This is a genomic window from Acanthopleuribacter pedis (genome assembly GCF_017377855.1).
Lineage (GTDB): Bacteria > Acidobacteriota > Holophagae > Acanthopleuribacterales > Acanthopleuribacteraceae > Acanthopleuribacter > Acanthopleuribacter pedis.
This window is the reverse complement of record NZ_JAFREP010000069.1, coordinates 1-12,322: the sequence shown is the minus strand read 5'-3', so window position 1 is coordinate 12,322 and position 12,322 is coordinate 1. Positions and strand designations below refer to the sequence as shown.

Below are 12,322 nucleotides of genomic sequence, written 5' to 3'. Positions count from 1 at the left end.
CCGGCCGAACGGCGAAGAGGCGAGCATCAGGCAGATATATCGTGAAGATTCAAATTTTCGCGCCTGGCTACAAATCAAACCGCTAGCCCATTTTCCTATCGTTTTGGTTCTTAACTTAACGGCATTGTCTCTAGAGATCCGCACAAGGGTTGTGTTAATGTCCTCTATAATTCCACTTGCATCCGCCTCTATACCCAGACGAAGGTTTATTGGAACTTTGCTCAAGTACCATTGCTGGCTTTTTAAGTCATTGTAGAGCGCACTTGAAACCGGTCGACAGTATTCCCAGATCGAACTAAAAAAGACATTTTCTCGAAAGGCACTTGAAAACTTTTTATGTTTTAGTTTCGAAACTAATATTTCGTTTTCCTCTTTTGAAACCATCAAATTAAACAGAACCGACCGTGTTTCCTTGAAAGGGGGAGGTTCAAACTCGATTCTGTGAATTTTCGCGATAGAAACTTGGATCTTGCCAAGCGCTGTTCTGGTTGAAGAAAGCAAGCTCAAGTCTATTGGCTCTATTCTGCCGTCGCGCATTACATCTTCTATTTGACTAAGGTCATCACTAATGCGCTTCAGAAAATGGGAAATTTCGATATTTCGGCCTTCCTGGGGCCTTGGCAGTGGGGTGTCGAGCAATCGCATTAAGACAAACTGATTTGCCGATAAATGGTGGATTTTGGCCACGAGAGAGATAAACTCACGCTCTTTTTTGGTGATCCGAACTTTGCGTGATATGCACTTTCTCTTTTCGGCGGCGGTAGGCCGGCGACCACGGACGGGTCTATAGGCTCGCAAGCCGGCGATTAGAATCTGACCGGAGATTTGTTTATCGCCATCTTGCCAGCCGACAACTTTTAGAAATCCGCCAGGTAAGCGCCTTTTCGCAATGTTTAGGGTCTTCAGGAGATCCAAGATATCCTGCCTGCTGTATTCTGCAGTGTCCTTCAAATGGGGTATCAACTTATCTTGCCACATTGTGTTTCTCCCTGACCGTGCGAACGTAGTGAGTACGGCTGATATTTGTAGGCCGTACAAATCGTTTTGTACACAACAAAACCCTCCTTGCTCCTCAATAAGCGTAAAGCACGGGTTTTGCGCTGCACAAATGTCCATTTTGTTGGGTACAACCGGCCTTGCCGCCACACCCCGGCCCCGGTGCCTTCGCCCGTGGCGCCTAGTCGAGCCTCGGCTCGTCGCGGACCCGCAAAACACGGCCGCTGTTTCGGCTCACCGCTGGTCCGGCACGAAATCAATCGTGCGGCGCGAGTAGAGCGGCAAGCCGAACGGTGGCGAAAATCCTTGGGTGCGCAGGGCGAGTGCTCGCGCTCGAACTGCAATGCCGCGGGCGAGTTTGGCTTTTCTGCTTCGTAGGCATTGAATATCTTTAATCAATCTCAATAAAAAGCCTCAATAAAGACTATATTGTTACTATTGCATCGGCTTGCTTTTAAGCCACTATCTCGACGAGAACCCTTGTACGCCAAGGGTTCTCCCGGAAAGCACCATGTTGATATATTAGTATTTTTCACTGAAATCGCGCCGCAAAAATACTATAATATAGAAAGTCAAGAGAGAGCACGCCGCACAAATAAAGCATTCAAAAGATGCTTCTTAAAGCCTGCTCCAGGAATATATCACAAAGCTACCTTTGTAATATCTAAGGCACGCTTGTTTTTATCAACAAAAGCCTGCAATAATAATTTACATCTTGAAAACATGGAGGAATGAAAATGTCTCACAACTTAAACATCTCACGCATCGGTCAATATGCTTTTGCTAGTCGCAAGCCTGCTTGGCATCAGCTCGGCCAAATCACAGGCGAATTTATGACCTGGGCGGATATTGCAGAAAAAGCCCAACTAGACTTCAAAGTGGAAAAACATGCCTTACTTAATCCTTTCACGATGCAGCCTGATGGCTTTGGCGTTTTCAGAATGGACACGCGACAGTGTTTAGGGCAAGTTGGTGAACGATACGAACCGATTCAGCATCAACGAGGTTTCGAACTGCTTGACCAAATTATTGGTTTTCAGAACGGTGCTCACTATGAAGCGGCTGGTGCCCTTGGTAAAGGCGAAAAGGTTTGGGGGCTCGTGGATATCAACCGAGCTATTCAAATCAAAGGCACTGACGATAAATCCGAAAATTTTCTACTGTTTAGTACGAGTCACGACGGTTCAGCGTCCTTTTCTGTTCGAATTACTTCAACAAGGGTGGTGTGTCAAAACACCCTAAATCTAGCATTGAGTCAAAAAACACAAAGAAAGTTTTCTGTCAGTCATCGAAAGAACGCTATCGCAAGGGTAGATGCTGCTGCAAACACCTTTCAAGATGTTGTATCAAATATCGAACAGCTTGAAGAACGCTTAAACTTCCTGGCCACGAAAAGAATAAACAAAGAATCATTTCTTTCTGTAATTGATCGCTTGTTTCCTTCTAAAGAAGATCAAGTAAGATCTAGTAAAGCACAAAACCAAGTGGCAGAGCTTGTCCGTCTGTTTGAGAGCAATGATAATAATGCGATTCCTGCATTACGCGGCACCGCGTTGAACCTACTCAACGCAACCACTGAATACTGCGACCACTTTCGAGGAACCAAAACTACAGGTGACATGACTCAAAAAATGGCGCGCTCGCGCTCATCGATGTTCGGAAGCGGGGATCAATTTAAGAACCACGCTATGCAGGTCATTATGGAATCTGCTGAAAGCCTGCCGCTTGCTTATAATAACGTAGGGAACTCCTATTCCTCACCTGTTGCCGTTATGGTCAAAACAACGCCTAAAGATAACGCTATTGATCGCGTTCTTTCAATGGTTGAAATCTAGCAACTTTTCGAACTTTGCCGCCATCATTTTAAAGCGAGGTGTTTATGTCTCCTGTTCAGTATTCAACCTCTAAAGAAGTATCCGTGGCTTGGAGCACCTTCAAACTAGTTCAAAATTACTCTAGAGAGATCGAAGTCGAGTTCAAGAAAGAGTTTGAATGCCTCCGGTTCTACGAAAATACCGGAAAGCTTCCGCCACCGATCCAACTAGACTTACCTTTTGAAGATTCGCCCCGAAAGGTTTTGCTATCGCGCCCCCAAAGGTGCCTTATACGTTTGCTGATTTTAATGACAAATATCCTCAACCCTAAAAACTAGATAACCGCGTTTAATCAGCCACTTGTCTATTATTCTGCTCAGAACGATGTTCAACAAGCCCTGTCCTACCGCCTTGTAACCCACGTGATTCTCAGTAAGCAATCGCTATTACCAGAACCCGAGACAGCACCCTTTGAAAGCGGCTGCTTAATATCTGGCGCCCCCATACCTTCGGCTAACGCCACAACCATTCACTGGGTAGCTGATCCTTAAAGACAGTGATTTGCAAGAGAAATACCCTGTATACCATAAAGCCGTGCATGATTCTCTGGGGTGAGCCGGCTGAACAATCATCTTTTCTCAGGTCTATAGCCCGACTAATACGGGGCGGCCGCGTCCGCCCTTTTTCGAGGTGCAATCATGATTTTTGTGAACCGAGACGCCAATCTTCAACGTGAATTCACGCTCCCCATGACGATGTTCTTTATCTTTGGCCCGCTCTATCTCCTTTACCAGCTTATGGTTATCCCGTTCTTCAAATACCTTTTACTAGAGTTTTTTACCTTTGGCTGTTACCGCATGATTTCCCCATTTTGCATTGGCCGGATTCTTCAGAAAGGGATGACTGGCGACTGGGAAATGATCGCCCCATCCTCGTTCATTGACTATTTACTGCCTGGTTTCATGGTCTCCTTTATCGTGCTGATCATGCTGATGGATATCATCCGCATCCTTTTCTATTAAGTGACAATGTACGGGCCTGGCCGTTAAAAAGGTGGTCTTTACCTGGGATAGCGGGGCCTCGGCCTCGCTTTTGCGGCGATACCAACGACTGGGCGGGGTGTTCCACCGGCAAATCGGCGGTTTCTTCCTCGAAACGGGCGGGGCCGGAATGACGATCAAGCCGCGAACTGACCGTTGCGGCGTGGTTCCTCGCCTTTCCCGAGCCGGAACAAGACGAGTACTCGCGCCGGCGAAGTAACCGGCGCCGCGCGGCTCGACGCGTCTCACGAGCGCCATGGTGCACCGTGTGCTCGCGCCAACCAAGTAACCAGCGCCGCGCGGCTGGTTGCTGATAACAAGCACCCTGTTGAACCGCGAGCTCACGCCGTCCAAGTACCCGCTGCCGCGCGGCTGATCGCGTCTCACGAGCACGGGGATGAGCCGAGTAATCGCGCCGAGGACGTAACCGGTGCCGCGTGGCTCGTCGCTGCTCACGAATAACAACGACCGGGGCCGAGTTCCACTGGTGTGTCGGTGGTTTCCACCTAAAACAGTTCGGGGCCGAGACAACGAAAGCGCGTCGAACCAACCGGTGTCGCGCTCACGGGAACCCTGCTTTAACGCGCAATCGCGCCGAGGAAGCGGCTGTTTCCGCGCGACCCGTCGCTTCTCACGAGCACCGGGATTTGCCGAGTGCTCGCGCCGACCAAGCACCCGCTGCCGCGTGCCGGGTCGTTGCTCACGATCACCGTGGGAAACCGAGCACTCGCGCCAGCCAAGCGGCCGTTGCCGCCTGGCTCGTCGTTGGTAACGAGCACTCTGGTGATCCCTGTACGCGCGTCAACCAAGTAACGGGTTCCGCGTGACGCGTCACTGCTCATGAATAGCAACGACGGGGCCGAGTTCCACTGGCGAGTCGCTGACTTTCACCTAAAACAGTTCGGGGCCGAAACGACGGAAGCGCGTCGAACCGACCGGTGCCACGTGACGCGTCGCTTCTTACGAGCCCCGGGATTTACCGAGTACTCGCGCAGCCCAAGCACTCGCTGCCGCGTGCCGGGTCGTTGCTCACGAGCCCCCTGGTAAACCGAGCACTCGCGCCAACCAAGCGGCCGTTGCCGCCTGGCTCGTCGTTCGTAACGAGCACCCTGGTGATCCCCGTACTCGCGCCAACCAAGCAACGGATTCCGCGTGCCGGGTCACTACTAATGAATAGCAACGGCGGGGCCGAGTTCCACTGGTGAGTCGCTGGCTTTCACCTAAAACAGTTCGGGGCCGAGACGACGGAAGCGCGCCGAACCGACCGGTGTCGCGCTCACGGGTACCCTGCTTTAACGCGCAATCGCGCCGAGGGAGCGACCGTTGCCGCGTGCCGGGTCGTTGCTCACGAGCACCCTGGTAAACCGAGCACTCGCGCCAACCATGCGGCCGTTGCCGCCTGGCTCGTCGGTGGTAACGAGCACCCTGGTGATCCCTGTACTCGCGTCAATCAAGTAACGGGTTCCGCGTGGCGCGTCACTGCTCATGAATAACAACGACGGGGCCGAGTTCCACTGGCGAGTCGCTGGCTTTCACCTAAAACAGTTCGGGGCCGAAACGACGGAAGCGCGTCAAACCGATCGGTGTCGCGCTCACGGGTATCCTTCTTCAACGCGCAATCGCGCCGAGGACGCAACCGGTGCCGCGTGACGCGTCGCTTCTCACGAGCACCGGGATATACCGAGTACTCGCGCAGACCAAGCACTCGCTACCGCGTGCCGGGTCACTACTCATGAATAGCAACGGCGGGGCCGAGTTCCACTGGTGAATCGGAGGTTTCAGCCTTTAACATTTCGGAGCCGAGACGACGGAAGCGCGCCGAACCGACCGGTGTCGCGCTCACGGGTACCCTGCCTTAACGCGCAATCGCGCCGAGGAAGCGACCGGTGTCGCGCTCATGGGTACCCCACTTTACCGCGTGATCGCGCCGAGGACGCATCCGGCGCAGGGTGACGCGTCGCTGTTCACGAGCACAGGGTTAAACCGGGCGCTCGCGCCAACCAAGCGACGATTGCGGCTTCGCTGGTCGCGGCTAACGAGCACCTTGGTGAACCGAACACTTGCGCCGGCCAAGCAACGGTTGCCGCGTGGCTCGCCACAGCTCAGGAATAGCACCGGCGGGGGCCGAGTTCTACCGCTAAGTCGGTGGGTTCCTCCAAAAAAGTTCGGGGTCGGGAGGACGGAAGCGCGCGGAACTGACCGGCGTCGCGCGGTCACGGGGCGAGACTGAGTCATCGGAACAACATCAACTGACAGGCAACCGAAGGATTAAAAAGGTTCCGCATTTCCCCTTGAGCCGCCATTTCCAGGTAATCACCTACCCATCTTTAACGCAAATGTTCCCGGCACGCCATAATCTATGCAAACATTGTGTAAAACAATCGGCTCAGTGAAAACTGACGAGATGTAGGAGAAAATGTCGGCAACGAGTTTCAAGATATCTATAAGCGAAATAAATTCAGCTACTTAGACTTAGCTCTTTTAGGTTGTTCCACAACCATTTGGTCAGGGCTGAAATCACCGGCGCTTCAAAAGCAAGCGCCTATGCACCTTCAGTGCAACCAAAAGATGCTCGCCGCCGGCTCGCGGTTAAATGAATGGTGGTCCCCGCCTGGCGGTGTTCGAACCCCGTCGGGGTTCGCGGGATCCAAGCCCATCCACACACCGTTTTTAAACGCGCAATCACCGCCCACCAACCGTTTTCCACCCAGCAATCACCATCCACGCCCCGTTTTCATACGTGCAATCACCATCCACGCCCCGTTTTCATACGTGCAATCACCATCCACGCCCCGTTTTCACACGTGCAATCACCATCCACGCCCCGTTTTCATACGTGCAATCACCATCCACGCCCCGTTTTCACACGTGCAACGCCCGCCCATTCCCCGTTTTCAATCCAGCAACACCCCGGCATGCGGGTACCGGCCGGCGCGGGCCGGCCGAAACGGCCAAGTGTGCTTTAGCCAACAAAATGGTTTTTTTGCCGAAAAGTTATCCGCGATTTATCACCCAAGGGCTGCTTCATTCACGCCAATCGCGGTATCCTTGGATCACCTTTCGTTGGACTCTATTCCCAGCGTTCTCACCAAAAGGGCCTTGACCCCTGCCCCGGTTTCCGGGTAACCATGGGTCACCCTTTCTCAGCGAACCAACCGCACAACACGCGACTGTCGCGCGGTTGACCCTTTCTACCCGGCCTCGGTCACACACCACCGCGGTTTTTCCGGGTGATCGATAGGATCCCTTTCATGATTGCTGTCTTCGCACACCCCGCCTCCCGTCTCATCTTCCTGCTTGCCCTGATCACCCTAACCCGTTGCGGCCAACATGAAGACGAGGCGGCCGTATTGAATCAAGCCGGCCTCTTGGTCACCACCGGCATCGAAAGCGACGACCCACAACGGCGCCTGCTTCCCGGCGACCTACTCCAAACCTGGCGCTACGAAAACCGACCCGCCGCCCCGCCCCGCCTCCTCGCGGACGTCCCCGAATGGGCGGTCACAGCCTACCACGCCCCCGCCCACGCCCCGCTCCTGCTCGGCGTGCTACGCGGTGAACAACACCTCGAGGTCCTCTACGATCAAAGCAGCGGCAACATCCAGGTCCAGGCACCGCTCCCCAAACGGCTTCAGGCCCGCTTCCTGAAAGCGGAAGGCCTGCGCGCCGACAACGACCTTGCCGCGGCGGTGGCCGCCCACCGCGAGCTGCTCGAAGAACTGCGCCTTTACCCCGGCCACACCCGCTGGCTGTTGCACCACATCGCTGAGATCCAAGAAAAAGGTCGGCTGAACGAGGATGCGGTGGTTACCCTCAACCAACTCCTCAAAAAAACCGAGAACCCGGCGGTTCGCGGCCGCATCGCCAACCGGCTCGGCGTGCTTCACCTACGCCTCAAACAACTTGAAAAGGCCGAGGCCCTCTTCATCGAGGCGGAACAGGCCCACCAAAAAAGCCCTTTCGCCGGCCTGGGCGAAATTCGCTACCAGCACTACCTCGGCCACCTGGCCCGCATGCAGCGCGACTGGGTCAAAGCCCAACAACACTGGGAGAAAGCGGCGCACATGCTGACCGAGATCGCCCCGCAATCCACCTTCCTGGCGGCGATTTACATCGACTTGGGCGTCGCCGCCAAAAACCGCAACCAATACGACGCGGCGGACGGGTATTACGGCCGGAGCGCGGCCCTTTACGCGGCGGTCACCCCCAACGCGACCAAACGCGCCAACGCGCTTTACAACCGCGGCTCGCTGGCCCGCCTGCAAGGCCGCCTGGTCGATGCCGAGGCCTTCCAAAAAGCCTCGCTCGAAATCCTCGAAAAACACCCGAACCAACCTGCCGAAAAAATGTTCCGTCGCTACACCCAATTGGTGTTTATTTCGATGGACCGCAAAAACAGCGAGGCGGTGGCCCACGCGGCGGTTGAAGCGCTGCGCTGGGCCGAACAGGTGGCGGAGAAAAGCGCGGTGGTTGAATTGCTCAACGGGCTGGGCGCCTTTTACGCGGAGGAAGGCGATCTCGAATCGGCCAAAAGCTACCTGGAAACGGCGTTGCAAAACCTGGCCGGATTGGACGACGAAAAAAGTACCTTCTACCGTGCGCTGGCCAAAAACAACCTGGGTTATGTCCACCTGAACGCGGGCAAGTTGGACGCGGCCCAACAGGAATTGGACGCGGCCCTTACCGACCTGGAAGCGGGCAGCGGTTACCACGCCTACAACCTCCGCCTGCAAAGCGAGGTCGCCCGCAAACAAGGCGCGCCGCAACGCGGCCTCAAGCTGCTGCAGACGGCGTTGGACGTGTTACCGGACGATACAACTTCCGGCTTTGATCGCGCTTCGCTGCTGGGCGAAAAAGCCCGTTGCCTGATGGACCTGAACGATCTGAAGACGGCGGAAACGGCCTGGGAAGCGGCGGCGCAGGCGTACGAAAAACAACTGGACGCTCTGGGCGGCAACCAATTCGTGCAGGCCAACTTCTTTCTATCCGCGGCCGACAGCTACCGCAATCTGGTGCGCCTGCGCGCGGAACGCGGCGATTTGGAAGGCGCCTTCGGGGCCAACGAACGCTTCCGAGGTCCGGTACTGCGGCGCCTGTTCAACGGTTTGGGACGCGGCAGCGGTGTGCGCGCGCTGCAAGTCTTGCGCGATCAGCAATGGCTCGAGGTGGAAGAGATCCGCAAACGCCTGGATCCGGGCACGCTGCTGATCTCGTTCTGTGTGTTGGAAAAAGAAACCCTCGCGTTTGCGCTGGATCGCCGCAACGGGCTGACGATGACGGCGCTGCCCAAGGCCGGCCGTCGCGCCTTGTCCCGCCAGGTTGAGGATTACCGCAAAGCCTTGCGCAGCGTCAAACCCAACACGGTGAAGGATATCCAAAAACGCGGGCAACGGCTGTACCGCATGCTGCTCCAACCCCTGGAACAACGCATCCACCAGGCGGAACGCCTGGTGGTTTGCCCGGACGGCCGCCTGTCGGTCCTGCCCTTTGCGGCGCTGGTACGCGCGGGCGAACCGGTTGCATCCTGGGAGGAGATTCCCTTTTTGGCCAAGGAGCAGCCGATCCACGTGGCGTTGTCGGGCACCTTTTACATCGACGACCTCAGCCGCCGCAAAACCCGCACGGACTGGGCGCAAAACGCACGGGTCGAAGCCTTCGCCCGACCCGACCATGCCCCTTCCCTTGATTTACCGGACTTGCCGGGCAGCGCCCGTGAAGCGGCCGAATTGGCCGAACGTTTCCCGGACCGGACCACGGTCCACGAGGGTCGCGCGGCCAACGAGGACCAGGTGCGCGCGGTCGCCGCGGATGTAGACCTGATCCACTTCGCGGGTCACGCCTTATTTGATCCCGAGGACGCAATGAACTCGGCGCTGATCCTGACGCCCAGCAACAAACACGACGGCAAGCTGGCGACCTGGGAAATCCAGGAACTCAACCTGGGCGCCGAGTTGGTGGTGATGTCGGCCTGTGAAACGGCACTGGGCCACGACATGGGCGGCGAAGGGTTGATGGGATTGACGCGCTCCTTTCACATCGCGGGCGCCCATTCGGTGGTGGCCACCTTGTGGCGGGTCGAGGACCAAGCCACTTCCTTATTTATGAACCACTTCTACGCGGCCTTGAGCCGCGGCGACAACAAAGACAAAGCGTTGCGTTTCGCGCAAAACAGCATGATCGACCACCCCCGCTGGGGCCACCCCAACTACTGGGCCGCCTTCCAATTGAGCGGCGACTGGTATTGAGGATGGTTTTGATGGAAGTGGTTGGGACAGGCATGGCTTGTGCTTTTTTATTTCTCAGGATTTTACGATGATTGGAGGATCCGGCCCTGCTGTTCTCCCCCTTTTCCGCCCAACCTCCGCTTGGACTCACCCTCTCCCGCCGCGGATGAAGCCGCCACGCCGATGCGCCTTTTCCAAATACAAAATGGGTCTCGGTCCATCGGTTGAAAACATTCGAAAAAACATGAAGAACCCAACGGAGCCACGGCTCCATCCGCGTCGGGTATCAGTCCAAAAGGGCCCCAAAGCCCAGCCGCATCCCGCCCCACATCACCAAACCATCCTGTTCACGGAAATACCCTTGCCGCCGAAAAGAGAGTCATGAACAATTTTCACAACCTTTTGATGACGACCGTCACTTACCAAGCAGAAAGCAGGCTGGTTTTGATCCTGCGCATTATCGCTTAGGGAGTCACCCATGACCCAACACACATCCCAGGATGAACCGAACCACGAAACCCTGACCGCCAAGCAAGTCAACGACCTTTTGGAAACCCAGTCGGCCGCCGAGGTCAAACAACAGTGCGCGGGCCGCTTGTCCGACCGCGACCTGCAAAAAGTGAACGGCCTGATTCAGGTCGAGCACCTGTTGACCGATACCGGTCGCGCCTTGCCCCCCATCCCGGCTTTTAAATTACCCCAAAATTACCAAACCATGCCCCTGCCCGGCGAAGCCCAAGTGATCCGCCCGGTCTGGCGCCGATTTCAAGCGCCAATCGCCCTGGCCGCCGCGGTCTTGATCGCGGTGCTCCTGTTGCCTACGGCATTGCAGGACGGAACCACGACCGGTCCCGCCTACCGCGGCACGGCCGAACCCACCATCGCCGAGTCCATCGAACAAGGCGATTTGGCCAAAATTCAAAGCACCTTTGCCGACGTCGAAGCCCTGCGTGCCGCCGCCGTCGACCAAACCCCGATGCTGCACTACGCCGCACGGGTCGGCCAAACCAAAATTGTTACCTGGATCATCGGCCAAGGCCTGGATGTGAACCAGACCGATCAGCAGGGCAAAACGCCCTTAATGATCGCGGCTGAGCACGGCCAGGGTGATACCGTCACCGCGCTGCTTGGCTTGGGCGCCGACGTCACGGCCCAAAGCGCCGACGGCCAAACCGCCGCCGCGCTGGCCGAGGCCTACGGTTACGAAGAAATTGCCGCACAGCTTAATCAACCAACCGGAAAACCCACCAACTGAGGACGAGGAGTCAACAACCGTGAAAGTCCAAAACGCCGCCAAAACAACCATTTCTGAATGGATTCAACGATTTCTCGAAGGCGACCGCGACGCCTTCGACGTCATCCACGATACCTACCGCAACAGTTTATGGGCGTTCCTCTGCTCGCGCGCGAACAACCGCGACGATGCGGAGGAACTGTTCTCATTGGTTTCGATTACGGTTGCCCGCAAGCTCGATTCCCTGGAACAACACGAGAAGTTGGTTTCCTGGGTGTTGGGCATTGCGCAGTTTAAGATCCGCGAATTTTACCGGCGTCCCAAACACCACAGCCTGCAGGTCGAAGATTTTGTGGACGAGCTGGAAGACAGCGACCTGACCCCGGAAGCGCAGCTCTCCTCGCAACAGGACATGCACCAGGTGCACCGTTGCCTGCGCCAGTTACCGGAACACCAGCGCACCTACATCGAGCAGCAGTTCGTGGCCGAAATCCCGCAAAAAGATCTGGCGGAGCAGTTGGGCATGAACATTTCCGCGCTGAAAAGCCAGGTGTTTCGCGCCAAATTAAAGATGTTGCATTGCCTGCGCAAAAACGGCGTGTTGCCGCCCGAAACCGAAAAGGAAGCGCCCGCGATGCGCGAGGGCCGCAAACTCCAACCACGGATGATTTGATCAGACCGGAACGCCCTCTTTAGACGCTTGCCGGCCCCCCGTGGATGGTTTGATTCATTGGGTTTGGGTGGGGGTGGATGGGTTTGATTCATTGCGTTTGGTTCGGGGTGGATCGTTTTGATTCATTGCGTTTGGTTCGGGGTGGATCGTTTTGATTCATTGCGTTTGGTTCGGGGTGGATCGTTTTGATTCATTGCGTTTGGTTCGGGGTGGATCGTTTTGATTCATTGCGTTTGGTTCGGGATTGTTTGGCCGGCGCCTCCGGCGGCCTGCACGACGGGAACCCCCGGGGACCCAGAGCAAACGGTTGTTCCACAACCATTTGTTGTTTTTTCCTGGTA

Annotated in this window: 8 protein-coding genes; 6 read left to right on the top strand and 2 right to left on the bottom strand. The window is 55.9% G+C overall.

Annotation, left to right across the window (positions count from 1 at the left end):
- Window positions 1-978: hypothetical protein (locus J3U88_RS33640; protein WP_207863611.1), on the bottom strand; the 978-nt coding region annotated here is incomplete at its 3' end.
- A gap of 498 nt (window positions 979-1,476) precedes the next feature.
- On the opposite strand from J3U88_RS33640, the gene J3U88_RS33635 reads away from it, so the two are divergent.
- The 3 genes from J3U88_RS33635 to J3U88_RS33625 all read left to right on the top strand — a co-directional run bounded on the left by J3U88_RS33635 (window position 1,477) and on the right by J3U88_RS33625 (window position 3,832).
- Window positions 1,477-1,731, top strand: coding sequence for a hypothetical protein (locus J3U88_RS33635; protein WP_207863610.1), 255 nt, complete (start codon window positions 1,477-1,479; stop codon window positions 1,729-1,731).
- A gap of 2 nt (window positions 1,732-1,733) precedes the next feature.
- Window positions 1,734-2,831, top strand: coding sequence for a DUF932 domain-containing protein (locus J3U88_RS33630; RefSeq protein ID WP_207863609.1), 1,098 nt, complete (start codon window positions 1,734-1,736; stop codon window positions 2,829-2,831).
- 677 nt (window positions 2,832-3,508) lie between these two features.
- Window positions 3,509-3,832 carry a hypothetical protein gene (locus J3U88_RS33625; RefSeq protein ID WP_207863608.1) on the top strand — a complete coding sequence of 108 codons (324 nt, stop codon included), beginning with the start codon at window positions 3,509-3,511 and terminating at the stop codon, window positions 3,830-3,832.
- 1,310 nt (window positions 3,833-5,142) lie between these two features.
- Here J3U88_RS33625 and J3U88_RS33620 read toward each other — a convergent pair.
- Window positions 5,143-5,337 (bottom strand): hypothetical protein, encoded by a 195-nt coding sequence (locus tag J3U88_RS33620; protein WP_207863607.1) that lies wholly within the window; start codon window positions 5,335-5,337, stop codon window positions 5,143-5,145.
- 1,764 nt (window positions 5,338-7,101) lie between these two features.
- On the opposite strand from J3U88_RS33620, the gene J3U88_RS33615 reads away from it, so the two are divergent.
- The 3 genes from J3U88_RS33615 (at window position 7,102) to J3U88_RS33605 (ending at window position 11,981) form a co-directional block, all read left to right on the top strand.
- Window positions 7,102-10,095, top strand: a complete 2,994-nt coding sequence (locus tag J3U88_RS33615) for a CHAT domain-containing protein (RefSeq protein ID WP_207863606.1) — start codon at window positions 7,102-7,104, stop codon at window positions 10,093-10,095.
- Between the two features lie 457 nt (window positions 10,096-10,552).
- Entirely contained in the window at window positions 10,553-11,329 is a 777-nt protein-coding gene (locus J3U88_RS33610) for an ankyrin repeat domain-containing protein (RefSeq protein WP_207863605.1), read from the top strand.
- Between the two features lie 19 nt (window positions 11,330-11,348).
- On the top strand, window positions 11,349-11,981 hold the full coding sequence (locus J3U88_RS33605) for a sigma-70 family RNA polymerase sigma factor (RefSeq protein WP_207863604.1): 633 nt from the start codon (window positions 11,349-11,351) through the stop codon (window positions 11,979-11,981).
- The last annotated feature ends 341 nt before the right edge of the window (window positions 11,982-12,322 follow it).